29 protein-coding genes and 1 riboswitch are annotated in these 25,084 nt (G+C 43.4%); of the genes, 13 read left to right on the forward strand and 16 right to left on the reverse strand.

The window, feature by feature from the left end; translation table 11 throughout:
- Positions 1-17 precede the first annotated feature (17 nt).
- On the forward strand, positions 18-785 hold the full coding sequence (locus EPX21_RS06850; RefSeq protein ID WP_134088925.1) for an exodeoxyribonuclease III: 768 nt from the start codon (positions 18-20) through the stop codon (positions 783-785).
- A 31-nt stretch (positions 786-816) separates the two neighbouring features.
- Here the strand turns inward: EPX21_RS06850 and EPX21_RS06855 are convergent, their stop codons facing one another.
- Positions 817-1,245: a DUF4440 domain-containing protein gene (locus EPX21_RS06855; RefSeq protein WP_134088926.1), complete on the reverse strand. Its 429-nt coding sequence runs from the start codon at positions 1,243-1,245 to the stop codon at positions 817-819.
- Between the two features lie 140 nt (positions 1,246-1,385).
- A riboswitch (TPP riboswitch) is annotated at positions 1,386-1,480 on the forward strand.
- Positions 1,481-1,527: 47 nt separating this feature from the next.
- Here EPX21_RS06855 and thiS point away from each other — a divergent pair.
- From thiS to EPX21_RS06890, 7 genes are read left to right on the forward strand one after another with little or no spacing between them, the layout of a single operon-like run.
- Positions 1,528-1,728: a sulfur carrier protein ThiS gene (thiS, locus tag EPX21_RS06860; protein ID WP_134088927.1), complete on the forward strand. Its 201-nt coding sequence runs from the start codon at positions 1,528-1,530 to the stop codon at positions 1,726-1,728.
- 44 nt (positions 1,729-1,772) lie between these two features.
- Entirely contained in the window at positions 1,773-3,641 is a 1,869-nt protein-coding gene (gene thiC, locus EPX21_RS06865) for a phosphomethylpyrimidine synthase ThiC (RefSeq protein WP_134088928.1), read from the forward strand.
- A gap of 7 nt (positions 3,642-3,648) precedes the next feature.
- Positions 3,649-4,221 (forward strand): thiamine phosphate synthase, encoded by a 573-nt coding sequence (locus EPX21_RS06870; RefSeq protein ID WP_134088929.1) that lies wholly within the window; start codon positions 3,649-3,651, stop codon positions 4,219-4,221.
- 3 nt (positions 4,222-4,224) lie between these two features.
- Positions 4,225-4,887: a thiamine phosphate synthase gene (locus tag EPX21_RS06875; protein ID WP_134088930.1), complete on the forward strand. Its 663-nt coding sequence runs from the start codon at positions 4,225-4,227 to the stop codon at positions 4,885-4,887.
- The gene (locus tag EPX21_RS06880) at positions 4,872-5,645 is read left to right on the forward strand and encodes a thiazole synthase (RefSeq protein ID WP_134088931.1); all 774 of its coding nucleotides are present in this window, start codon (positions 4,872-4,874) and stop codon (positions 5,643-5,645) included. Before EPX21_RS06875 ends, EPX21_RS06880 begins: the two co-directional genes overlap by 16 nt.
- Positions 5,645-6,757 (forward strand): 2-iminoacetate synthase ThiH, encoded by a 1,113-nt coding sequence (gene thiH, locus EPX21_RS06885; protein ID WP_134088932.1) that lies wholly within the window; start codon positions 5,645-5,647, stop codon positions 6,755-6,757. Before EPX21_RS06880 ends, thiH begins: the two co-directional genes overlap by 1 nt.
- Before the next feature lie 22 nt (positions 6,758-6,779).
- Positions 6,780-7,790 (forward strand): HesA/MoeB/ThiF family protein, encoded by a 1,011-nt coding sequence (locus EPX21_RS06890; RefSeq protein ID WP_134088933.1) that lies wholly within the window; start codon positions 6,780-6,782, stop codon positions 7,788-7,790.
- Here EPX21_RS06890 and EPX21_RS06895 read toward each other — a convergent pair.
- The 8 genes from EPX21_RS06895 to EPX21_RS06930 all read right to left on the reverse strand — a co-directional run bounded on the left by EPX21_RS06895 (position 7,787) and on the right by EPX21_RS06930 (position 14,394).
- Positions 7,787-8,119 (reverse strand): nucleotide pyrophosphohydrolase, encoded by a 333-nt coding sequence (locus EPX21_RS06895; protein ID WP_134088934.1) that lies wholly within the window; start codon positions 8,117-8,119, stop codon positions 7,787-7,789. The two genes, EPX21_RS06890 and EPX21_RS06895, sit on opposite strands and share 4 nt — an antisense overlap.
- Before the next feature lie 86 nt (positions 8,120-8,205).
- Positions 8,206-8,664, reverse strand: coding sequence for a D-aminoacyl-tRNA deacylase (dtd, locus tag EPX21_RS06900; protein WP_134088935.1), 459 nt, complete (start codon positions 8,662-8,664; stop codon positions 8,206-8,208).
- Positions 8,661-9,929, reverse strand: coding sequence for a peptidase T (pepT, locus tag EPX21_RS06905; RefSeq protein WP_134088936.1), 1,269 nt, complete (start codon positions 9,927-9,929; stop codon positions 8,661-8,663). Before pepT ends, dtd begins: the two co-directional genes overlap by 4 nt.
- A 10-nt stretch (positions 9,930-9,939) precedes the next feature.
- Positions 9,940-11,427, reverse strand: coding sequence for a tetratricopeptide repeat protein (locus EPX21_RS06910; RefSeq protein ID WP_134088937.1), 1,488 nt, complete (start codon positions 11,425-11,427; stop codon positions 9,940-9,942).
- A gap of 119 nt (positions 11,428-11,546) precedes the next feature.
- A complete protein-coding gene (locus EPX21_RS06915; protein ID WP_134088938.1) occupies positions 11,547-12,290 on the reverse strand; it encodes a zinc ribbon domain-containing protein in 744 nt (247 codons plus the stop codon).
- The gene (locus EPX21_RS06920) at positions 12,290-13,387 is read right to left on the reverse strand and encodes a Nif3-like dinuclear metal center hexameric protein (RefSeq protein WP_134088939.1); all 1,098 of its coding nucleotides are present in this window, start codon (positions 13,385-13,387) and stop codon (positions 12,290-12,292) included. Before EPX21_RS06920 ends, EPX21_RS06915 begins: the two co-directional genes overlap by 1 nt.
- A gap of 5 nt (positions 13,388-13,392) precedes the next feature.
- On the reverse strand, positions 13,393-13,863 hold the full coding sequence (locus EPX21_RS06925; RefSeq protein WP_134088940.1) for a hypothetical protein: 471 nt from the start codon (positions 13,861-13,863) through the stop codon (positions 13,393-13,395).
- Positions 13,864-13,986: 123 nt separating this feature from the next.
- Positions 13,987-14,394 (reverse strand): DUF4199 domain-containing protein, encoded by a 408-nt coding sequence (locus EPX21_RS06930; RefSeq protein WP_134088941.1) that lies wholly within the window; start codon positions 14,392-14,394, stop codon positions 13,987-13,989.
- Between the two features lie 163 nt (positions 14,395-14,557).
- On the opposite strand from EPX21_RS06930, the gene EPX21_RS06935 reads away from it, so the two are divergent.
- On the forward strand, positions 14,558-15,130 hold the full coding sequence (locus EPX21_RS06935; protein ID WP_134088942.1) for an RNA polymerase sigma factor: 573 nt from the start codon (positions 14,558-14,560) through the stop codon (positions 15,128-15,130).
- Complete coding sequence (locus tag EPX21_RS06940; RefSeq protein ID WP_134088943.1) at positions 15,120-15,773, forward strand: hypothetical protein; 654 nt, start codon at positions 15,120-15,122, stop codon at positions 15,771-15,773. Before EPX21_RS06935 ends, EPX21_RS06940 begins: the two co-directional genes overlap by 11 nt.
- Positions 15,774-15,802: 29 nt before the next feature.
- On the opposite strand, the gene EPX21_RS06945 is transcribed toward EPX21_RS06940, so the two are convergent.
- The 6 genes from EPX21_RS06945 to EPX21_RS06970 all read right to left on the reverse strand — a co-directional run bounded on the left by EPX21_RS06945 (position 15,803) and on the right by EPX21_RS06970 (position 22,026).
- The gene (locus EPX21_RS06945; RefSeq protein WP_134088944.1) at positions 15,803-16,810 is read right to left on the reverse strand and encodes an inorganic phosphate transporter; all 1,008 of its coding nucleotides are present in this window, start codon (positions 16,808-16,810) and stop codon (positions 15,803-15,805) included.
- A 58-nt stretch (positions 16,811-16,868) separates the two neighbouring features.
- On the reverse strand, positions 16,869-17,516 hold the full coding sequence (locus EPX21_RS06950) for a DUF47 domain-containing protein (RefSeq protein ID WP_134088945.1): 648 nt from the start codon (positions 17,514-17,516) through the stop codon (positions 16,869-16,871).
- A 110-nt stretch (positions 17,517-17,626) separates the two neighbouring features.
- On the reverse strand, positions 17,627-18,652 hold the full coding sequence (locus EPX21_RS06955; protein WP_134088946.1) for a cell wall metabolism sensor histidine kinase WalK: 1,026 nt from the start codon (positions 18,650-18,652) through the stop codon (positions 17,627-17,629).
- Between the two features lie 18 nt (positions 18,653-18,670).
- Positions 18,671-19,348, reverse strand: coding sequence for a phosphatidylserine decarboxylase family protein (locus tag EPX21_RS06960; RefSeq protein ID WP_134088947.1), 678 nt, complete (start codon positions 19,346-19,348; stop codon positions 18,671-18,673).
- A 119-nt stretch (positions 19,349-19,467) separates the two neighbouring features.
- Positions 19,468-20,001: a hypoxanthine phosphoribosyltransferase gene (gene hpt, locus EPX21_RS06965; RefSeq protein ID WP_134088948.1), complete on the reverse strand. Its 534-nt coding sequence runs from the start codon at positions 19,999-20,001 to the stop codon at positions 19,468-19,470.
- Positions 20,002-20,007: 6 nt separating this feature from the next.
- On the reverse strand, positions 20,008-22,026 hold the full coding sequence (locus EPX21_RS06970; protein ID WP_134088949.1) for a biosynthetic peptidoglycan transglycosylase: 2,019 nt from the start codon (positions 22,024-22,026) through the stop codon (positions 20,008-20,010).
- Positions 22,027-22,239: 213 nt separating this feature from the next.
- Between EPX21_RS06970 and EPX21_RS06975 the strand changes: the two genes are divergently transcribed.
- The 3 genes from EPX21_RS06975 (at position 22,240) to EPX21_RS06985 (ending at position 24,371) form a co-directional block, all read left to right on the forward strand.
- On the forward strand, positions 22,240-23,328 hold the full coding sequence (locus EPX21_RS06975) for an Mrp/NBP35 family ATP-binding protein (RefSeq protein ID WP_134088950.1): 1,089 nt from the start codon (positions 22,240-22,242) through the stop codon (positions 23,326-23,328).
- A 45-nt stretch (positions 23,329-23,373) separates the two neighbouring features.
- Positions 23,374-23,652, forward strand: coding sequence for a NifU family protein (locus tag EPX21_RS06980; RefSeq protein ID WP_134088951.1), 279 nt, complete (start codon positions 23,374-23,376; stop codon positions 23,650-23,652).
- 65 nt (positions 23,653-23,717) lie between these two features.
- A complete protein-coding gene (locus tag EPX21_RS06985; RefSeq protein ID WP_134088952.1) occupies positions 23,718-24,371 on the forward strand; it encodes a hypothetical protein in 654 nt (217 codons plus the stop codon).
- 40 nt (positions 24,372-24,411) lie between these two features.
- Here the strand turns inward: EPX21_RS06985 and EPX21_RS06990 are convergent, their stop codons facing one another.
- A complete protein-coding gene (locus EPX21_RS06990; RefSeq protein ID WP_134088953.1) occupies positions 24,412-24,984 on the reverse strand; it encodes a nitroreductase in 573 nt (190 codons plus the stop codon).
- Positions 24,985-25,084 lie beyond the last annotated feature (100 nt).

Consider the following 25,084-nt stretch of genomic DNA (forward strand, 5'->3'; position numbering starts at 1 on the left):
AAAACAAGCTATATAGGATGAAAATAGTAACCTATAATGTAAACGGTATTCGTGCCGCCATGCGTAAGGATTGGATAAACTGGTTAAAAGACGTCAATGCCGATATTATTTGTCTTCAGGAAATCAAAGCATCGCCAGATCAACTAATCGATTTATTGCTCATTGAATCGCTTGGCTATGAACACTATTGGTTTCCGGCAGAAAAGAAGGGCTACAGTGGAACAGCGATATTAACGAAGCGCAGTCCGAACCATGTAGAGTATGGCTGCGGCATCGAAGCTTACGATCGGGAAGGCAGGATTATTCGTGCCGACTTTGATGAATTGTCTGTTATAAGCGCTTATTTTCCTTCTGGCTCGAGCGGGGATGCGCGACAAGATTTTAAATACCAATTCTTAGACGACTTTCGCCGGTATAGTGACAGGCTGCTGACTGAATATCCCAACCTTGTTATTTCTGGCGACTACAATATTTGTCATCGAGCGATAGACATTCATAATCCTAAATCGAATGCTAAAAGCTCCGGCTTTTTGCCGGAAGAGCGCATGTGGATGGAAAGCTTTATCAACAGCGGCTATATTGACACGTTCCGACACTTTCATCCGGAACCGCATCAATACACTTGGTGGAGTTACCGAGCGAATGCGCGAGCGAAAAACCTCGGTTGGCGTATCGACTACAATATGGCCAGTTTAGCTTTGGAAAACAACATCAAACAAGCTGCTATTTTAGCCGACGCCGTGCATTCAGATCACTGCCCTGTATTGCTGGAGCTGGCGTTCTAACCGGAAAGCCTTGGCTTAAAACATAGCTGCTTTAGCTGGTATGATCGGCTACGATGAGCCATTTGCCTTCTATTTTTTTAAATAGGAGTGTAAAGGTCCCTCCCAGATCTCCATTCTCTCTTCTTAACTGCCATTTACCCAAAACAAAATAGCTGTTTGCCGACAAGCCGTCGAAGCGTAACAGATCAAACGTTAACCGCCCCATACTTGCCTTGTCGGGATATGTTTTGATATACCTGTCCAGCGCACCCTGCCAACCATAAATAGGCCCTGCCTTACCAACAAACAGCAAGCTGTCGCTTTTCCAGTAGCCGTCCATAAATGCATTAATGTCTCCGGCGTTCCATGCCTCTTCTTGCATTTGTAAGACTTTTTTAATAGCCGGAACGGCATCCTCCTGTGCCAAAACACTCCACGAGAAACCGCTGAGTATAAAAACGAAAAATAGTTTTTTCAACATATGCTGCTTTTGAGATCTCAAGGTAGCTAACGTCCGGTACATTTACAAGTCCCTATAAAAAACATGTACACGGATTACAGATTGATAAAAAAATAAAGAGAAGCCGGTTCTTTTAAAAAATATTTTTTTATACCTTTGAATCAAAGCTTTAGGGGTGTCCCATTTTTGGGGCTGAGAGTTACCCTCACAACCTGCTCAGGATAATGCCTGCGAAGGGAAAAGTAGACAAGTCTTCTCATAGCCATTTCTGGTTGACTTCTAAAGCATTTAATTTTTTGCATTATGGAAGTCAATATCAATCATCAAACATTCTTCGTAAAAGAGCCGAACCTTTTGTCCGCCTTGCAAAGCTATGGCTTAAAGCAAACAAAAGGAGTTGCTATTGCCGTAAACGACTGTGTTGTCCGCAAGTCGGATTGGGAAGTTTTCCAAATCCATCCCGGCGACCGCATAACCGTTATTACCGCCGCACAAGGGGGTTAAATCTCATACGAAAAGAAGCACCGATAAACTTAAAATCATTCAAGATGAAAACAGAAAAACTGCCCTCAGCGCAAACCATCAGCAGAACGCCCTTTCCGAACTCTAAAAAAATCTATGTCCCGGGCACTTTACACAATATTCGTGTACCGATGCGGGAGATCGCGCTCAGCGCTACCACCGATCGCTTTCGCAATATAACCGAAGAGAACCAACCGGTTACGGTTTACGACACCAGTGGCCCTTATACCGATCCGGATGTACATATCAACGTTCGACAAGGCTTACCCAAATTGCGGAATCCCTGGATTGAAGAGCGTAATGATACCGTACGCCTGGCAGATATTAGCTCGGAATATGGGAAATCCAGACTCGTCAACTCTTCTCTTGATTACCTGCGCTTCGAATATTCGGCAGCACCAAGAAAAGCTAAAGCAGGTGCCAACGTGTCGCAAATGCACTACGCCAAACAAGGCCTCATTACACCTGAAATGGAATTTATAGCGATCCGCGAAAACCAACGACTGGAACAACTTTATGAAAAGAACAACAGCCTATGGCAACAACATAAGGGGCAAAACTTCGGGGCGCATACCCATCAAGGTTTTATAACGCCCGAGTTTGTTCGATCGGAAATTGCTCGTGGACGCGCCGTCTTACCTAGCAATATCAATCACCCCGAAACCGAACCCATGATTATCGGCCGAAACTTTCTGGTCAAGATCAATGCGAACATTGGTAACTCGGCCGTCACATCCAGCATTGAGGAAGAAGTAGAGAAAATGGTGTGGGCCATTCGCTGGGGAGCCGATACGGTGATGGATTTATCAACAGGTAAGAATATTCACGAAACGCGCGAATGGATCATCCGAAATTCGCCAGTTCCCATCGGAACGGTCCCTATTTATCAAGCACTTGAAAAAGTAAACGGGAAAGCGGAAGAATTAACTTGGGACCTTTTTAAGGATACTTTAATTGAGCAGGCGGAACAAGGGGTTGATTACTTTACCATTCACGCCGGAGTCCGCTTACCTTACATTCCACTAACTGCAAAACGGACTACGGGAATTGTTTCACGTGGAGGATCCATCATGGCTAAATGGTGTTTAGCGCATCACCAAGAGAGCTTCCTATACACGCATTTCGAAGAAATATGCGAAATCATGAAAGCTTATGACGTTTGCTTTTCACTTGGCGATGGCCTACGCCCTGGAGCCATTGCCGATGCAAATGACGCCGCACAATTTGCCGAATTAGAGACACTGGGTGAACTGACTCAAATTGCCTGGAAGCATGACGTACAGACGATGATTGAAGGCCCGGGCCATGTTCCTATGCATCTCATTAAAGAGAACATGGATAAACAGCTAAAGGAATGCGGAGAAGCACCTTTTTATACACTCGGACCGCTTACAACAGACATCGCTCCTGGATATGACCACATTACCTCAGGCATTGGGGCCGCTATGATCGGTTGGTTCGGCACCTCTATGCTATGCTATGTAACACCGAAGGAGCATTTGGGCCTTCCAAATAAAAAGGACGTAAAAGACGGTGTCATCACTTATAAAATCGCCGCTCATGCCGCAGACCTTGCAAAAGGCCATCCCGGGGCGCAATACCGCGACAATGCGATGAGTAAAGCGCGCTTCGAATTCAGGTGGGAAGATCAATTCAACCTCGCGCTCGACCCAGATACCGCGAGGGAGTATCATGACGAAACGCTGCCAGCCGAAGGCGCTAAAACTGCCCATTTTTGCAGTATGTGTGGCCCGAACTTCTGCAGCATGAAAATAACGCAGGATGTGAGGCAATTCGCAGCCAAACAAGGTATAGCGCCGGAAGATGCTTTGGACAAAGGTTTAAACGAAAAAGCGGAAGAATTTCGCAAAAACAATTTTGAACTTTACTCTTAATTAACGCATGAGGTTGATTGTCATTAGTCCGGAAAGCTTTATTCAAAACGAGTCGCAAATAGTTAACAAATTGTTTGAGCTCGGACTGGAATGCTTACACATAAGAAAACCTAATGCCGACATCGAATCGGTTAGAAAGTTTATTCGGACTATTGACTTTTCCTTTCATCCTAATTTGATTGTCCATTGTCATTTACCTTTGTTTGAAGAGTTTGAAATTGCCGGCATTCACCTGAAAGCACAGGAACTTAACCGCCATAAGGAAGCTCGTGGGATTATTTCAACTTCTACACATTCAATCGATGAGTTGATCGCCTTGGATAGACCGGGTCTGCAACTTTTTATCAGTCCGGTTTTCGAGAGCATATCCAAAACGGGATACTATAGCGAATCGGATTTATTGAAGGCCGGTTCTATATGTCGCCAAGGCCAATTTATTGCTCTTGGCGGTATTTCAGACCAAAATATTTGCCGGATAAAAAGAGAAGGTTTTGACGGCGCCGCGGTACTGGGACACCTCTGGCAAACCCGCAGCCCCGTAGCTAATTTTATACATTTAAAACAGTTAATAGTAGACTAAGGCATGGTTCATTTTAAAAAAAACATAGCCCGCTTGCACTACATAACCCAAGCAACGCCAAGCCGGTCGATTCTAGACCAGGTGCACACCGCAACGGCGGGTGGTATACAATGGATTCAATTTAGGTCGAAATCTGCAACGGACGACGCGTTTAGAGAAGAGGCAATGACATGCCTTGCCCTTGCAAAACGCCACTTATGTACGTTTGTAGTAAACGATCGCGTGGACATTGCAAAAGAAATCGGTGCAGACGGTGTTCATATAGGAAAAGAAGACATATCGCCACGTATTGCAAGAGAATTACTCGGTCCGGAAAAAATCATCGGCTGCACAGCGAATACCTTGGATGACATTATACATTTAAGCGGGCAGCCTATAGACTATATTGGCCTAGGCCCTTTCCGGTTTACTAGCACAAAAGAAAAGCTAAGTCCGATTTTGGGCTTGGCAGGCTACCAGCAAATAATAAAAGAGGCCCTTAATCGAAACATTTCCATCCCTGTCATTGCAATTGGAGGAATCCGATTTGAAGATATCGGGCCTTTATTTCAAACCGGCATTCAGGGCATAGCCGTGTCGGGACTGATATCAAACAGTAATCAGCCAGAGAAAGACTGCCGAGAATTATTAAAACAAACAGAAGTACAATCATGTCAAATACCTTAAAGATAGCAGATAAAACTTTCTCTTCCCGTTTATTTACAGGTACGGGAAAGTTCAGTTCCTTGTCAATCATGGAAGAAGCCTTGCTGGCATCAGAGTCAGAGCTGGTTACGGTTGCACTTAAACGCATCGACGTCGACAAGCAGGATGCATTACTTACACATCTTGATCATCCCCGGCTTAACCTATTACCCAACACTTCGGGAGCCCGAACAGCAAGGGAGGCCGTTTATGCTGCTGAACTTGCTAGAGAAGCGCTGGAAACAAATTGGGTGAAGCTCGAGATTCATCCTGACCCGAAGTATCTGATGCCTGACCCGATAGAAACGCTACACGCAGCAAAAGAATTAGCGGAAAAGGGCTTCATTGTGTTACCCTATTGCCATGCCGATCCCGTATTATGTAAACGGCTGGAAGAGGTGGGGGTTGCTGCCGTTATGCCGCTCGGCTCGCCTATCGGTAGCAATCAGGGCTTACAAACATTGTCTATGCTGGAGATGATTATTCAACAAGCCAAAGTACCGGTCATCGTCGACGCCGGTATCGGTAAGCCAAGCCATGCCGCCCAAGCGATGGAAATAGGGGCGGACGCCGTACTGGTAAATACCGCTATTGCGGTAGCGCCCGACCCGATTAACATAGCTATTGCCTTTAAAGAAGCTGTTCGCGCGGGACGCCGAGCTTATGAAGCAGGAATGGCTGCTGCCGGACAACAGGCACAGGCATCTAGCCCACTCACCTCTTTTTTAATGAATACGTAATGTTTACTACCTACTTTAACCAATTCAACTGGGAGGCCGAAAAGGCGTCTATTTATAGCAAAACGCAACTGGAGGCCGAAAGGGCCTTGGCTGCGACACATCGCACTTATGAAGATTTTAAAGCCTTAATCTCGCCTGCGGCGCGTCCGTTGTTAGAGCAAATGGCTCTTTTGAGCCAAAAAGAAACACAACAACGTTTCGGTAAGACAATACAACTTTATGCTCCGCTGTACCTTTCGAATGAATGCCAGAACATCTGTACTTATTGCGGTTTTAGCCTGGACAATAAAATACCAAGAAAGACACTTACTTCAGTGGAAATTTTACAGGAAATTGCTGTACTGAAGGAAATGGGCTACCAACATGTCCTTCTGGTAACGGGTGAAGCACAACAACAGGTGGGAATGGACTATTTCAGAAAAGTTCTGCCTTTGATTAAACCCCATTTTGCTCATATTGCCATGGAAGTACAGCCGCTTGATGAGTGCGACTACCGGGATTTGCACCAGCTGGGTGTTAATACCATTCTGGTTTATCAGGAAACATACCACCAAGCCGATTATAAAACACACCATACCAAGGGAAAAAAATCAAACTTTAAATACCGCTTAGAAACACCGGATAGAATCGGGCGTGCTGAAATTCATAAAATAGGGATCGGCGTGTTATTGGGCCTCGACGATTGGCGGACCGACAGCGCTTTTGCCGCCCTTCACCTCCAATACTTGGAGCGAACCTATTGGAAGAGCCGATTTTCTGTTTCTTTTCCGCGACTTCGCCCTCATGCAGGGGGACTGGAGCCGAAGACCGTTATCACCGACGCAGAACTTGTGCAACTCATCTGCGCCTGGCGCCTATTTAATAGAGACGTCGAACTTTCCCTGTCGACCCGTGAAAATCAGAAATTCCGGGATAATATTATTAAGTTAGGTGTCACGTCCATGAGTGCCGGTTCTAAAACAAATCCTGGCGGTTATGCCGTTGAGCCTCAGAGCTTGGAACAGTTCGAAATTGACGATGCAAGAAGCCCTGCAGAAATAGCCGCCGTTATAAAACAAGCAGGATACGACCCCGTTTGGAAAGATTGGGATCATTCGCTGCAAATCAAATGACTTTTTATTTAAAAGGACGCTGATGGATAGAGCATATTACGACCGACAAATAAAGTTGACAGGTTTTGGCGAGATCGCTCAACAGAAACTTAGCCAAGCAAAGGTATTGGTTATAGGGGCGGGAGGACTAGGTTGCCCCATCTTACAGTACCTCGCTACAGCAGGAATAGGACATATCGGAGTTATTGATGGGGACGTGGTTGCCCTACACAACCTGCATCGGCAGATTCTTTTTAGCAGAGAAGATATCGGCCTTCCGAAAGTAGCGGTAGTTGTAAATAAAATAAAGCAATTACAGCCCGCTATCCAACTGACTTCCTACCCGTTTAGCCTGACCGCAGAAAACGCTTTAGACATCATATCTTCATATGATCTCGTGGTAGACGGTAGTGATAACTTCAGTACGCGGTATCTGGTGAACGATGCTTGTGTCATTGCCGACAAAGCATTCGTTTCAGGAGCGGTAAACGACTATACCGGACAGGTTTCTGTGTTTAACTACAAGGAGGGCCCAACCTACCGCTGCCTTTATCCGGATTCACCTGAACCGGAATATTGCCACAGCTGTTCTATTAATGGAATACTCAATGTACTACCCGGTATCATCGGGCTCTTTATGGCAAATGAAGTGATAAAAATTATTACCGATTATGGAAATCCACTAAGCGGCAAATTGTTAACAATTGATATCCAGAAAAATCTTTATCAAACAATCTCCTTTAATCGTGACCTAAAGAACAAGGAAATTACCACCTTAAACAAGCACCAAAGCATTATGTCCGGTCGCGAAGCTTTGATCAATCAACGCTTAAACCCAGGTACATTACTTGTAGACGTGAGGGAAGATTGGGAATTTGAAGAAAAAAATATCGGCGGAATAAACATTCCGCTCTACGAGTTACCGCAACGCATGGCGGAAATAGATGGCGGCCAGCCGATCATTTTTTTATGCCAAACCGGCCTAAAAAGCAGGCAAGCAGCGGCTTTGTTTAAAAACGGAAACCAACCGGTTATGATTGCCAAACTGGATTAAGGCCTGTTCAGCTTTTCGTTGTTTTTGTGCCGTTCGCCATCGCGGATGGACTTTTTATGAAGATTCTTTTCAAGGGCATCGGTTAAGTCGATACCCGTCTGATTGGCCAAGCAAATCAGAACGAAAAGAACATCTGCCATTTCGTCTGCTAAGTTCACTTCCTTATCCGATTCCTTGAAGGATTGTTCGCCATATTGCCGCGCCATAATGCGAGCCACCTCACCCACTTCTTCCATTAACATGGCGGTGTTAGTGAGTTCATTAAAATAACGAATGCCCTTGGTTTGGATCCAATGGTCAACTACTTCTTGTGCTTCCTTTATCGTCATTATCTTTATGTAAAATAAAACCTTTGGTTATTAATCGCCTGAGTTCGATGATTCTTTAGGAGCTCAGAATTGAGATTAAACGCAGGTTAATAGTTGTCTTTATCCTTTGTGTTCATTACAATAGTTACAGGCCCATCGTTAAGTAGTTCAATTTTCATGTCAGCGCCAAAAATTCCGGTAGCAACAGGTTTGCCCGTCAGCTTTTGCAACTCGCCTATCATACGCTCATAAATCGGAATAGCTTGCGGGGGTTTTGCCGCCCGAATAAAAGAAGGTCTGTTGCCTTTTTTAGTCTGTGCAAAAAGGGTAAATTGCGATATAAGGAGAATATCACCGTTGACATCCATCAGTGATTTGTTCATCAAGCCATTATCGTCTCCGAAAATCCGCATATTTACAATCTTTTGCGCTAACCAGGTTAGGTCCTCCATCTCGTCGGCTTCTTCGACTCCCAATAAGACCAATAGCCCTTGCTGTATCTCTCCGGTAATTTTTCCGGATACTTTACAGGAAGCATAACTTACACGTTGTAATACCGCTCTCAATTAGGTGCCTCCTTTTTTGTCCAAAGATGAGCAATATGGATAATAGTCAGCGCTGCCTTTTGCATGTCTTGTACGGATACCCATTCGTGTTTGCCATGAAAAGCATGTTCTCCGGCGAATATGTTCGGACAAGGGAGACCCATAAACGAAAGTCGAGACCCATCGGTACCTCCTCTGATACTCCTCCTGATCGGATTCAGACCGGCCAATCGGATCGCCTCCAGTCCAATGTTTATAATTGCCGGAAATTCGTCCAGCACCTGCTTCATATTACGATATTGTTCATGAATAGCTAACTGATAAGAACATCCAGCATGTCGTTCCACCACCGTCTTTGCAATATCTTCCAAGACCTGCGCATGCATAGCAAGCTGTTTATCATTGAAGTCGCGGATTATGAACTCCACCTTAGCCTGCTCCACGGTACCTGATATTGAAACAGGATGAATGAAGCCCTCTTTGTGGCTCGTTGTCTCTGGAGAAAGTCGGTCTTTTGGTAGCGCATTGATAATCTCCGCAGCGATCTTTATGGCACTTTGCATTTTCCCTTTGGCGAAGCCAGGATGAGCACTTATTCCGTTGATAGTCAGAACTGCCTCGTCCGCAGAGAAGGTTTCGTCCTCAATGGAGCCGGCAGTTTCACCGTCAACAGTGTAGCCAAAATCGGCGCCAAGTTTCTCTATATTCACTTTATCCACGCCCCGGCCTATTTCTTCGTCTGGGGTAAACAAAATTCTTATTTTGCCATGTTTTATTTCCGGATGTTTAGTCAGTAAAGCAACTGCATCCATAATGGCAGCAAGCCCTGCTTTATTATCGGCTCCCAACAAGGTTGTGCCACTCGCTGTTATAATATCATTCCCAAGCTGTGTTCGAAGGTCAGGGTGCTCTTCTTCGGTAAGAACCTGCGTTGGATCGTCCGGCAATACAATCGGCCCGCCCTGGTAATTTTTGTGAATAATTGGTTTTACATCCTTTCCGCTACAGTCGGGCGAGGTGTCCATATGCGAACAAAAACAGATAACGGGTATCGCTGGATCCTCCACATTGGCCTCTACGGTTGCGTATACATATCCAAATTCGTCAAGGTGGGCATCATGGATTCCCAGAGCCAGCAATTCTTCTACCAACAGTCGCCCCAAATTCTTTTGCTTTTCTGTAGAGGGTTGAGAGGAAGAGTGCGGATCACTTTGTGTATCTATCTTCACATAACGTAAAAAACGTTCGGTAACACCATGCTCCTCCGGCTTTATCAAAATACTCATGGAGGTAAAATTAATACTTTCCTTCCATTCTTTTTAAAGCTTCCTTCGCTTTATTCTCTATGCTACTTTCATAATCGTGATTTTTCATATCGATCGCTTTATGATAATAGCTAGAAGCCGTTTTATATTGCTTTTTGGCAACATAAATATCGCCCAAGAAAAGAGCCGCATTAGCTGCGTAATAGTACTTTGCATCTTTACCAAAGGCTATGGTATATTGATAAAACTTGATCGCTCCGTTCACCCCACCGGTTTCATGGAACACCCGCGCAAAACGATAACAGTATTCAATCTTATCGCGCTTTTGTTTGTAGCTGTTCGCATTCTCCTTGGCCAATAAGTCTTTTGCTCTTTTGTAATACCCTCCGTCAAATAGAAACCTTGCTTTTAGCAAGCTTATGTTAGGTATTCCTTCGTCGACTTCACTGAGCGCTTGTTTGTCTTTCTCATCGTACGTTGTACCTTCGACCTTTACTTTTGAACAATAGGTTTTATACGCAGCGCTATCTCCCTTCAGTAAAGAAATATAGGCTAAATGGAGGTAAGCGTCCTTTACATAACTGCCGCCGTTACTTCCATTAAGAAAGCGTTGGAAATCCGTTACGGCCGAAAAGTCCAATTTATGAAGTTTAGCCATTCCGAGTAAATAATCGAGGTAAGGATAATCGACATAATCTGCATCTTTCGGCCTCGAACTTAGGTGTTTAATCGCTTCATCGTTATGCCCGGTCTTAAACGCAGTAAATGCACGCATATAAAGCTTCAGCAAACTGGTATCTTCCATAGGATCCGTCAAGACATAGATGGCTTCGAATGCCTGCTTTTTCTTCGTAATGTTAACCCAAACCTGCATCAGATAAAAGACAGACTCATCGTAGAACATTTTATAGGGCGACTTGGGCAAGTCTTCCACCAGCCCTTCCAACATCTTTTCCCCACGCTCGGTGCTCCCACGCACGCCCAGCGTTCCTAAAGCCTTTTGTGCACTCGAAGGCAACGAACCAATCAAGGCATTTACCATTCCCAAACCTTTTTTGTTTGGAAGAAAGTCAGGATATTTCTCGAGGTTTTCATTCAGCATATTATAAGCTTTTTTTATCTCAAGTGCACTCGCCACATACTCCTGATACTTACCGCGAACGAGCGCCCATTGCAAATTTATTTCGGCTTGGGCAAACAGGTAATACGGCGATTCCTTCGAGCCCTCACTGATTTTGGACAGGCGTGCCGACTTATTTTTCTTAAGCTTATCAAACAGTGATTTATCATCGCTTGAGAGGATACGAAAGTAATCTACATAATTTTCTAATAGCGGAATAAGCCTATTTTCAGGATTTGCCTCCCGTTCTTTCTCCAGGTATTGTTGAGCGACATCCAGCCGCAGATTTAAGATTTCCGTATAGGCTTGCTTGCAGTTGGTGGTGAACTCAAAAGAAGCGTAAGTATATGGAATTAAGCTAAATGAAAGTAAAAGGAATAATATTAACCTGCGCGTCATATACATTTATATAAATAAAATTGTTCTTTATCAGCACGAACGATGCCAAAGTATGCTGTTAATAAAAAAGCTCAGGACATATGACCTGAGCTTAACAATATGTTATATGACGAATCCTTCTAGGCTTCCAAGGTATTCTCTACAAAGGCCTCATCTACCAGAATGCGACCGCAGTGTTCACAAACGATAATTTTTTTGCGCTGACGGATATCTAGCTGCCTTTGTGGCGGAATCTGATTGTGACATCCCGAGCATGAATCCCTGTCTATAGTCACTACGGCTAAGCCATTCTTCGCGTTGTTTCTTAATCGCGTATAAGCGATCAGCAAACGCTCTTCAATGTTTGTCTCTGCTTCTTCTGCCTTATGCAACAAGGTATCTTCATCCTTTTGCGTTTCAGAAGTTATGGTATCTAACTCCTCTTGTTTAACGGCCAAATCTTTTTTCCGCTCTTCTAGGTCCCCTTGCGTCTTTTCGTAAATCTCTGTTTTATTACGAATTTCGAACTCATGCTCGCGAATCTTCTTTTCGCAAACTTGAATCTCCAGTCCCTGAATCTCAATTTCTTTAGTGATAGCGTCGTACTCTCTGTTGTTCTTTACTTCATTCAGCTGAGATTCGTATTTTTTTATAGCCGCCTGCGCTTCCTTAATCATATTTTTACGATTAACGATGGCGTCCTCTAAGTCGTCTAGCTCGGAACGGATTTTCTCCATACGCGTTTCTAGACCAGCCACTTCATCTTCTAGATCAGCAACTTCAATCGGTAATTCCCCGCGGACCTGACGGATCTTATCAATTTTGGTATGAATTGTCTGCAAATCCCAAAGGGCCTGCAACTTTTGCTCTACGGTTTGTTCCATTAAATATAATAATTTATGGGGTTTGTATTTATTCCGGTTAAACGGACTGCAAAGTTAGGAAATTTTTTTTGAATTATTTCTAACAATAATTCCTGCGTAAACTGCTCACTTTCAAAATGTCCAACATCGGCGATAACGATTTTGCCCTCTGCGTCGAAAAATTCGTGATACTTGTAATCAGCTGTAACAAATACATCCGCACCTTGCCTGATCGCATAGGGAAGCAAAAACCCTCCCGAACCCCCACAAACGGCAATTCGCTGCACCTTCCTTCCTTTCAGGTTAGTATGTCGTACAACTTTCGCCGCCAACCTGTCCTTCAGAAACCCGAGAAAGGCGGCTTCTTCCATTGGCTGTGCTAAACTTCCAATCATGCCGCTACCCACCTGGTCATAGCTGTTCTGGAGTTTGTAAAGATCATAAGCGACTTCTTCATAGGGATGCGATTCATACATCGCTCTCAAAATCTCCCGTTCTTTATGCTGTGGATAGATCACCTCTATGCGCTCTTCATTTTCTTCATGTCGCTTACCCACCTGCCCCACATAGGGATTGGCGTCGGCTTCTGCCTTAAAAGTCCCTGTTCCTGAGATATTAAAACTACATTCGCTGTAATTACCGATGTGTCCGGCCCCGGCGCCGAACAAGGCCGACCGAAGCTGTTCCGCCTGTTGTTTTGGCACGAAAACCGCCAATTTTCGCAGCAATTCTTCTTTAGGAGAAAGAATTGAAAGATGTTGCAACGTGAGCCTTTCGGCAATCTTCTTATTTACGCCCCCGTAAATATTGTCTAAATTCGTATGGATCGCGTACAGGGAAATATCATGTTTAATAGCTTTCATCACAACCCGCTCCACATAAGTACTCCCATTAAAGCGCTTCAACCCTTTAAATACAATCGGATGATGAGAAATGATTAACTGGCATCCCGACCGGATTGCTTCGTCAACCACTTCTTCGGTGCAATCAAGCGATACAATCGCGCTATCAACTTCCTGATTCCGGTTCCCGACGATCAATCCTGAATTATCATAAGATTCTTGATAGCGAAGGGGAGCAATGCTTTCTAAATAGTCTATTAATACCGCTAAGTTCATGAAATTTAATTTTCTTGCTTTTTCTGTTCTTCAAGGAACATGTTGTGGTCCTTCAACAATTCGCGAAACTTATTCATTTTAACCCAATAGGCAAAAAAATAAAAAAGATAAACTAAGTTTATACCCATCAAAATGCTGAGCGAGAGCGGAAACATCGTAACAATGTATAAGATGGCTACCGTAATCCCTGTGGAACGCCCAGGGTACTCTTCTTCAGCAATCTTGCGATCGTAAAATTCGTTGGTCAACGAGTCCGACATCCGCTTTGCCAGCTCAAAGTTCCAATACATATTAAAGAGGGGAATTAACACTAAAAATGCTTCACCCGGCTTCATAAACCGGTTTTCCGGAGCAATCAGCTTGAGGGTAGCGCTAAATGTATTCGCATATAGGACTTTAATAACGAAAAAAATAGCGGCCATAACACCCGCCGCCAAGAGGGCTTCCTGATCAATATTGTTTATGTCCAATTCCATTTGCACGAAAGTACATCAAAAACTTAGATAACGTGGATTTTATCTGCAATTTACGAAATAGCGTAGAAAGCGAAGCCGTCGGCTATGCGTACATAAACAATTAGGGATATAGGAACTAAACTGCTAAAGATTTCTTGGCTTGTTCATAAACCAGAGACTTACTGCCAAATTTAATAAAATTCCGACCAGCAGAGCACCGCCAAAGCGGCCGATATATTCTTCCATATAAGGTTGTCGTTCGTACTGCAGCAACAAGGCCGTGGCTAAACCCGCCAATACGCCCCCAACTAATAGAATCATAAACCCCTGGACGAAAGCTCTAAAAAACGACAGTCGCCTGTCCGGAAGGATATTCTTGTAGTGACCAATCCCAAAATAGAGCCCTAAAAATGGAATAAAAACGGAAAGGTACTCCATCCATGAAATTCCAAGGAATCCTGTTGAATGGCCTTCCCCTGTTTTCTGAATAACAAAAATCCATATTCCGCTAAGAATACCGATGAGAACACCGTATGGCCACGCTTGTTTCATAACCAGTGCTTTTAATTGTTCTTGTATAACAAGGCTGATTCCCAATTGTTTCCTTCTTTTCACCCTATACCGCACTTGTACGCCATGACGCACTTTCAAGCCTTAAACAATTGCGAAAGTTGTTTTATATGGCTACTTTAGACTCTTATAAAAAACACGCGCATTGGCATTTCAGAGAAGAACCAACATAAAGAATGAAGCAGATTTATTGGAACAATATAAATCAACGGGCGAGCTACAGGTTTTAGGCGCCCTATACGAGCCTTATATGCCTTTGGTTTACGGTGTTTGTCTGAAATATTTGAAAGACGAGGCCTTAAGTGAAGACGCCGTGATGCAGATATTTGAGCAACTTATAAAAAAGCTACGTATCCATACAGTGAGCAATTTTAAAAGTTGGCTATATTCGTTCGCGAGAAATTATTGCCTGATGGCACTAAGAGCAGCGAATAAAGGAAATACTGTACCGATAGACGAAAATTCGTTTATGGAAAATGAGCTCATTGAGCATCCATCTTTAGGAGAAGATACGCTTGAAAGCAAACTTACGTTGATGGAAAACTGTTTACAACAGTTAAACACAGAACAAAGGGTATGTGTACGTTTATTTTACTTAGATCAAAAGTGCTATAAAGAAATTGCAGACATAACCGGCTACGATCTAAATAAGGTAAAAAGCTATATACAGAATGGCAAGCGAAACTTAAAAATATGTATGGAAAAAAATGACAAGTAATTCAACCAATATCATACGCATTCAGCAATATTTGAAAGGACAGCTGTCGCCCGAAGAGATGAATAAATTGGAGCGGGAGGCCTTGGATGATCCGTTTTTAAATGATGCCCTTGAAGGCTACACGCAGAAAGGACTCAACCCCCATCAGCTCACCCTATTACAGCAGCGTTTACAAGATAGAATAACCGAACAGCCGCAAGAAAGGAACCGGATGCTCTTCACCTCTCAGCGACTTGGTATAGCGACCGCTGCCTGTTTACTGTTTATATTAGCCTGTGTGCTCCTATGGATGGTAAACAACATGAATCAGGCCAACAACGGCACTAAAGAAGTAACGGTTGAACTCAATACTGAGGGTGCATCTGGCAGTAAACTGCCGATCGCTAAACAAGTAGCGGGATCGTCGGCATCACCAGCGGGGGGTTGGGATCGCTTTAACAATTATATTGCGAAAAATGTAAAAGCAAGTATCGAAAGGGGGGAGGCAATTGTCCGTTTTGAAGTAGACGAGGAAGGACGACCTTTTAGTATACAAGCGATAAAAGGGAACGAAGCGCAAATAGACGAGGCCAAGCGCTTACTTGAGGCTGGACCTCGGTGGCAAAGGAGTAAATTTGGCGAAGTAGCGTTCGTTTTTGATTAGGCGGAAAAACCCTTCAAAAACAAACGCCCTTACAAAATATAATGCATGATGCCGTAGGTTATACCTGCTAAAATGGCAGATACCGGAATGGTTAACACCCAAGCCCATAAAAGGCTGATGGTAACGCCCCAACGAACGGCCGAAACGCGCTTAACTAAGCCGACACCGATGATAGAACCGGTAATGGTATGCGTTGTAGAAACGGGGATACCAAAATGTTCGGTGATTCCCAATGTTAATGCGCCCGCCGTTTCAGCTCCTACTCCCTCTAATGCGGTTACCTTGGTGATTTTGGTTCCCATTGTCTTTACAATTTTCCATCCGCCACTCATTGTCCCCAGTGCGATGGCCGAATAACACGTAAGGGGAATCCACTCCGGCATATGATCCGCATTTGGCAAGTATCCTCCAGCAACCATGGCGACCACAATAATACCCATAACTTTTTGCGCATCATTTCCGCCGTGAGCAAAACTGAGGGCAGCAGAAGAAATAAGTTGCGTCCGTCTAAACCACTTCTCCGCAATAGCCGGTCGGGAATGCTTAGCCAAATGTAAAATAATAAGCGTTATTACAATCGATATCAGCATACCGATAACCGGAGCCAAAACAATGAAAGAGATAATTTTTAGTGTAGGGCCTAAATTAATCGCCCCCATGACAGAATCTCCTAAAAATAGCGCGTGAGCCATCCCGGCGCCGGCAAAGCCGCCGATTAATGTATGCGAAGAACTGGACGGTATACCGTAATACCAAGTAAATAAGTTCCAGCTAATAGCTGCAATTAATCCTGCGAGGATCACTTCCAAGGTAATGTAGTTTTCAACAACGGTCTTAGCGATCGTGTTGGCAACTTTATGATCGGTAAAATAAAAATACGCCGCAAAGTTAAAGGCGGCGGCCCAAAGTACTGCCTGAAAAGGGGTGAGCACCTTTGTTGATACAATGGTAGCGATAGAGTTGGCTGCATCGTGGAAACCGTTTATGTAGTCAAAAGCAACCGCTAACACAATAACAACGACCAATATGGTTAACATAGATTTTAAATTTTAACTTGTGAAGGGCTTAAATGTATTCTTGATTACAGTCAAGATGTTATGCGTTTTTCACTAAAATACTTTCCAAGACATTTGCCACATCTTCACACATATCTGTTGCCGTTTCCAGCGTGGCAAGAACTTCCTTATACTTTATAAGCGCTATCGCATCTTTTTCATATAAGAACAGGTCGCCTATCGCTTTATTGTAAACGTAGTCGGCCTTATTCTCCACACTATTCACCCGAACACAGGCATCGGCAATACTCCGGACGTTTTTAAGATTTCTCAACTCATGCATTCCTTTGGAAAGAGCATTGACAGCCTCTACGATTAATCCGGCCAATTCGCGTATCGGCTCTGTAATCGTGTCCACGTGGTAAAGTTCCATCCGGTTGGCAGAATCAAAAATATAATCGGCGATGTCATCCAAAGCGCTGGCAAGCGTATGGATGTCTTCACGATCAAACGGGGTGATAAAGTTTTTGCCTAACTCTAAATGTATTTGATGCGTAATATCATCGCCTTTGTGCTCTAAATCTTTGACCTTTTTATAAAGTGATTTTCTTAGTTCTAGATCATCCGTATTAACCGCTTCATTAAGCGCCTGAGCGATGTCTATCAGGTTGGTACTTGCCTGTTCAAAAAGGGGGAAAAACTTTTTGTCCTTTGGAACGAAGTATTGGAATATACTGTTTAGCGACATTTTGTTTTTTATAAATTATCCTGCAAAGGTATATCCTTTATGTTAAGTTAATGTTAAGTTTATGCAAACTCTATCAGGACAGGCCTTTGTGTAACGTACTACCGTGGCGATCAGACCTTGGCCAAGGTAAAGCCAAATGTCGATCCGATTCCCTCCGTACTTCTAACGGAAACGGTCTGTTGATGCGCTTCGAGTATATGTTTGACAATGGCAAGACCGAGCCCCGAACCGCCAATCTGCCTTGAGCGACTCCGATCCGTCCTGAAAAACCTTTCGAATAAACGAGGTAGATATTTCTCTTCGATTCCGATTCCATCATCAGTTACTTCGACAAGCACTTGATCGTGCAGTTCATAAGTTTTGATATAAGTATGACCTTTTTCTTTACCATACTTAATCGAATTGCTAATTAGATTTACCAGCACCTGACGGATCTTTTCGCGATCGGCATTTACAAAAATCGGGTGACTGTACTTCTGCTTAAAAATCAACTCTATGCCGTGTTTCTCGGCCTTTAACTCCAGCGATTCCATGACTTCCTTCACAAGCAAAGAGAGATCAAATCGCTGATAATTGATCTTGATTTCACCGCTTTCCAATTTAGCAATTTCGTCCAAATCCTTTATTAAGTAACTCAGCCGATCAATATTATTGGATGCTTTTTGTAAAAAGGCCTCCGCTCTTTCAGGATCCTCATACATTAATCCGTCTTGTACAGCTTCTAAATAGCCCTGTATAGCAAACAAAGGAGTCTTAAATTCGTGTGATATATTGGAAAGAAACTCTCGGCGAAATTGCTCTTGGTTCTTTAAAGCGTCGATTTCTATCTTTTTTTCCCTCGCCCAGGATCTCACCTCTTCGTGTACGTCGTTAATAGGATCATCGCCCAATTGCTCACCCAAGGCCTCCTTCAGTTCTTTGCCGAGCTTCAGGTTATGAATCATCTTATAAATGAGTGTTATTTTTCGATAGACGTAGCGCTCTATGAGATAGTAAAAAACGAAAAAGCTGCAAATAAAGGCAATTACAAAGGTAATAAGGAAATAATACCAGCTGTGCTGAAAGTAGAAATTTACGGAGCTTAACGATAGGGCAACAATCAATGCATTTAGTGAAACCAATAACTTGAATTGCATATCCGCTTAGATTAGATCTTAACTAATAGGCTGTTCTTCGTCAAACTCGCCTAAAACTGTAACGCCTCCCTTCACCTTATCACCAAGCTTTACGTTCACTTTGGTGCCAAGAGGCAGAAACACATCTACGCGCGAACCAAATTTAATAAAGCCGAATTCTTCACCTTGTTTTACTTCTTTCCCTTCATTTACATACCACACAATTCGCCTTGCCAAAGCACCGGCAATTTGCCTAAATAAAACCTCTACACCGAAGGAGCTTTCCACGACGATGGTGGTCCGCTCGTTTAAAGTGGACGATTTTGGGTTCCAAGCCATCAGGTATTTCCCCGGATGATATTTGAAAAACCGAACGACTCCCGCAATCGGACTGCGGTTGATGTGTACGTTGATAGGTGACATGAAAATAGATATCTGTAAACGTCGATCCTTGAAGTATTCGGTTTCTTCTGTTTCCTCGATAACTACGACCTTGCCGTCGGCCGGACACAGAATCTTTTGCTCACCGGGGGTTATCTTACGAATTGGACTTCTGAAAAACTGTATAACCGTTACCAAAAGCACGAACGAAATGATATACACAATCCAGGTCAGCACGACATTGTCTGAATAAAAAAAATGCACCAATGCGTTTATTACAAAAACGAACAATATGGAAAGCGCTAACGTTGTGTAACCCTCTTTGTGAAATTTCATCCGTGTATAAAATTGTATTTACCTGTATTACGGTACAAACTTAGCATATTTTTTTCATTCGAATGCCCTGCTTCCCCCACCTGGTGTAAATACCTGTTAGTTGTCACCTGAAAGCCGCCTCATACAGCCCGGTAAATGTCTTTCAGATTACGCCCTATCCCGTTATAATCCAACCCATACCCCACCACGAACTCATTTTCAATTTCAAAACCGACATAAGCCAGCTCCTCAAATTCATGTTCCAAGGCATCGGGCTTTAATAGCAAGGTACAAACAGCAATGGAGGCTGGTTCTTCTTTCTCTACCATTTGTATCACTTCTTTCAACGTGTTTCCAGTGTCTATAATATCCTCAACAATAATCACTTCTCTTCCTTTTAAAGAGTGGCTCAGACCGATCAAACTTTTTACTTCTTCCTGCCGTTGATCTCCATTATATGAAGCCATTTTGACGAAACAAACTTCTGAAGCAATGTGAACCTCCTTCATCAGATCCGCCATAAACATAAAGCACCCATTAAGTACACCAATAAATACGGGTATGCTATACTCGTAGGCTACATTCAGTTGGATCCCTATCAGCCGCAAGCGCTTTTTAACTTGCTCGTGCTCGATCATTAACTCGAAATCTTTATGGTCTATTTGTATTTTCATCACTTCTTATTGCTCTTGCTTTTTATCTTTTCCAAAAAGCTTTTCCAAAAAGCTTTTTGCTTCTTCGAATTCCTGTTCCAAAAGATCGCGTTTTATCGTGTCTGTTTGAAGTGTGTCTGGCCGCGCCGGCCTAAGCGCCTCACGAAGCCTCACGTCATAAAACCCATAGCTGCTGCTATCACGCGGAACAAGCCCTCTTCTCGCCATAATACCGCCTATTAGCCGAAAATACCCCCCTAAATAGGGCTTCAAGTGACCGTCCCATAGGAAAGGATAGAGACCTGTTTTCGGCTTCGGTATAATGCTGGCCAAGTAAATACTTTCACCCAAGTTTAGTTGCGATGGATGTTTGCCGAAATAAAACCTAGACGCTTCTCCAATTCCGTACACATTTCTTCCCCATTCGATGATATTGAGATACACCTCGAACATTCTGCTTTTACTTACTACCCGGTTGTTTTCTATTAACCACACCATCAGGATCTCTTCAATCTTTCTCGCCAAAGTCTTCTCTCTTCCGAGATATACGTTTTTTACCAGTTGCATGGAAATAGTGCTTCCCCCCCGCTTAAAAGCCTTTGCCTTTAGATTAGCGGTAATTGACGCTTTAAAGGCATCTTCCACAAAACCCTTATGACTGAAAAAGGAAGGATCTTCGGCCGTTAATACAGCATTTTTAAGAACAGGGGCGATTTGATCCAAAGGCGTAAAATTGGGATTCTCAGGCGATACATGGATGCTCCGCATCGCTTTCCCATCTTCGTACGCTGTATATATAAATGGCGTATTGATCTTAGCTAGATTTGTTTTTCCCCAGGAGTTTATTCTAAAATCCTTCTTATCCATTCCGGCAGACAAACGCACACTGTCGGGGTTATCCAAGTCGACAAACAAGTCTAAGTGATATTTTAATTTTCCGGATACCCTGATGCCTTCCAGGTTATCGAACATTCCCTGTGGAAAGGAATCGAACATGTCCTGTGCCTCTATTTCCGGCATCAATACTCCGGCCTCTACCGTTCGATGCGGCCTGAAGCTTAGCTTACCGAATGGGTGGGCCGACAATTGTTTGATCTTTACTTCAGAACTTTTATCTAAACTTATGTAGCTTTCGCCCACCAATACCTTTGCGTCGATAGTGGTTCGCGGAACTGCGATCTCTTGCTCGGATATTCTCCAATGTTGAACAATCAGATTTTTGGCTGCCAAACCACCGGAAACCTGCAATTCCCCACGGTCCATTACAACATTCCGAAGGTCGGTTTCCAAGGTATCGAACTTCAAGGTGAGCCCATATTTCCGCTTGATAATAGGCAATTCGACAGCCTTTCCTTCGGCATAAACCTTGAAGTAAAGCTGCTTTTTTTTCGGCTGAACTTTCCCGAGAACGTGCCATATTGCCTCCTTGCCATTGATTTCCACCGTAGAGGAGAGGTTTCCATCGTCAATTATGGCTTTCGGTACGGATAAGGTTTGTTTAGTGCTGTCATCTAGATAAGTCGCTTCGAAATGCGCCAGTTTCATGTTCTCGGGAACCTTATAAAGTACGCTATTGATCAATTTGTCAGCGAGTTCGGCCAGGTTCATGTCCGCCTGCCGTCGTACCGTATCTGCTTGTTTCTGCTTAAATAAAAAGTCGTAATTGCTCAAACTGTCCTTCTTCACAAAAGAGAGTTTGGCATCATGAAGGTTCAGTGCAGATACCTTGACATTGCCTGCTAACAGCGGCCACAGTTCTACCGTCACGTCGAGATACTCCACGTCTAATAGCTGGGCTCGCTGATTCGGTTGTACCCGAAAATTTTCGAACGTCACCGTACTGAACGCGGAAAAATAGGCATCATCTATGCTTACATCCAGATCATATTCGGTCTTTGCCCGCTCTTTTATTTGTTGTAAGGCCTCTTGTAGTAGGCCCGCTCTTTTATAATAAATGATGCCAAGTACAACAGCCGACACCACCAATATACCTCCAACGGCGATTAAAGCAATTTTAACGTGTTTTGAGTGAATCTTTTTAAACATATTCTTATCCTAGCGAATGAAGGCTTCTATATTTGGCAAAAGTAACACTATTCTATCATTATCAGCGGTAAACCTCATGAAGATAGGCGTACAAGCGCCATTCCGTTACGCAGAACCCGTTTGTTTATAAAATGTAGAAATACCGCAAACCTCCACAAACTCCACATTATGTGCCCCATATTTCGTATTTTTGCAAAAAACATGGAGTTCAAAATGATAACTAAAGAACAGGTATTACATGCTTTAAGTTTTGTTGAAGATCCTGATTTCAAAAAAGATCTTGTAACCCTGAATATGGTTAAAGACATTGAGATCATGCCCAACAAGGTTAGCTTTAGCGTGGTACTGACTACTCCGGCATGTCCAATGAAAGATCATATTGAACATGCCTGCCGTAACGCCATTGCACACTTCGTCGATAAAGATATTGAAGTTTCCATTAATATGACCTCACAGGTAAAGAGTGCTCCGAACCAACAGCTGGAGAACATTAAAAACATTATCGTTGTAGCTTCGGGTAAAGGTGGAGTTGGTAAATCAACCGTAGCAGCTAATTTGGCATTAGCCCTGCATTTAAAAGGGGCTAAAACGGGCTTATTAGATGCAGACATATATGGTCCTTCAATCCCTATTATGTTCGGCGTGGAAGGTGCACGTCCAAAAGCCTCGAAAACGGCCGACGGCAAGACTAAGATTGAGCCTATCGAAAAATTTGGAATTAAACTGCTATCCATTGGCTTCTTCACCGATCCAAACCAGCCCATTCCTTGGCGCGGCCCTATGGTAAGCGCGGCTATTAAACAATTATTCAATGATGCCGACTGGGGCGACTTGGACTACCTGGTCGTTGATCTACCTCCGGGCACCGGCGACGTACATATTACGGTTGCTCAAAATTATCCGGTGGCTGGTGCCGTGATTGTGACAACGCCACAAAACGTAGCATTGGCGGACGCCACGAAAGGAATCGGCATGTTTATGATGAACACGGTGAATATCCCCTTATTGGGAATTGTTGAAAACATGGCATATTTCACACCAGCGGAGCTGCCTGCCAACAAATATTATATTTTTGGAAAGGACGGCGGAAAACACCTTGCTGAAAAATTCGAGGCTCCTTTTTTAGGTGAACTTCCTTTGGTCAAAAGCATTAGCGATGCGGGCGACAACGGTTATCCTATCGTGACAGACGAAGACGACTTAATTGCACAGAACTTTTTGTCTATTGCCGAGAAGGTTGCACAGCAACTGTCTTTACAACACCGCTTGTCCGCACAACACAAGCCCGATTTTATACAATAAATAATTTTTAGTATCTTTACATCTATTTTTAAACCCACAAAGGTTATGAGCTTACAGGAGAGAGTAGAAGAAGCACTGAACACCCTAAGACCTTATCTTGAGGCAGACGGTGGCAATGTAACCATAGAAGAAATCACGCCGGACAATGTCGTTCGCTTGCGTTTGTTGGGGTCCTGTGCGTCGTGTTCAATGAGTATTATGACCTTCAAAGCGGGATTGGAACAGGCCATTCAAAAAGCCGTTCCTGAGATTACCGCGGTAGAAGCCATTAACATTACCGACCCGAATGACCCGAACGCCACCATGCCTCAACGCATTAACTAAACCTGATCGTCCTTTAACATTATTTAACAGGTGGTTTTGTTGAGTTTTGGTAGTTTTACTGCATTATGAAAAACATCATCTTTGTAGCTTGCTTACTTATTTTTGGCGTACCTGCTTTGGCACTAGCCCAGCAGTCTACGGAAAGAAAGCTCGTGCAGTTTAGTGGAGTTATACATAATGCCGATTCCAACATTGCTGTTCCTTATGTGACCTTAACAAACCTTTCTTATCAAAGGCAACTTTTTAACGCAAATCACCAAGGGTTCTTTTCATTTGTGGCTCATGAAGGAGATACAATTAAACTAAGTGCCGTAGGCTACCGCTCGGAACAGCTCGTTATACCAAGAACAAATGACAATAAAGTCACCGTTAACTTAACCATGAAGGCGCAGATTATTGATCTTCCTGTTGTTACCGTATACCCTTGGGCAAGTATCGACGAGTTCAACTACGCCTTTATGAACTTGCAGATTGCAGACGACGATTACTTGATCGCCCAAAGAAACCTCTCGTATGAGTCTTTGGTAGCAATGTCTAAAGTGGTTCCAAGAAATGCCGCGGAAATACAAAATCTAGATGCAACAGGCAGGCATATCGGATTGACGAACAAGGCTGTCAATCAACGTAATTCTAATGCTTTATTTAGTCCCTTAGCATGGGCAAACTTTATCAATCAGATTACCCAAGGAGATAAAAGCAGAGCGAGAGACCGGAATTGATCGCTCGGAGATGATTTCATGCATTTGTGGCGAATAAGCTTTAACGCTTCACCCAGCGAATTTTTTCTTCGATAGGCTTTCGCAATCCGAGCCTTTCCTTTTCCTCATGATATCCTAAGTAGAAAAGACCCAAGCACTCTTCATGCGCTTCAAGTTGTAAAAATTCCTGCATATCGCCTAGCGTCCCGGGCGTACTCCAATAGCCCCCGATGCCTTTTGCGCGTGCAGCTAACCATAGATTTTGTGTTGCACATCCTACAGCCGCAATTTCCTCCCACCGAGGAACCACATCGCTATAGGCTATATTAATCGCAATTACCGCTGCGGATTTCAGAACCTTTTCGCGAATATTGTCGTACTTTTTTTGTAAAAACTGCTCTTCGTCTGTTTGCAAGCGATATAACTCAGCCATCTTATCTGCAAGCCCTAAGAGGCCCTCCCCGTTGAACACCGTAAAAAACCAAGGTTGCGTAAGTTTGTGACTTGGCGCGTAATTCGCATATGTCAGAAGTTCTTTAATTACCTCATCCGGAATATCCCGATCAATATAACTTGCAGGGAAAATACTCCTTCTGTATTTTATATTATCCAAAATGATCTTCTCAGTAGACATAAGAAACTATTATAGGTAAACACTAACTCTTCTTATTTTTAAATGTAGAAAAATCCTGTAAACAAAGATAGCCACTTCGAGTGGCTATCTTTGTTTACAG

Origin of the sequence: Olivibacter sp. XZL3 (assembly GCF_004368405.1) — a bacterium.
Taxonomy (GTDB): domain Bacteria; phylum Bacteroidota; class Bacteroidia; order Sphingobacteriales; family Sphingobacteriaceae; genus Olivibacter.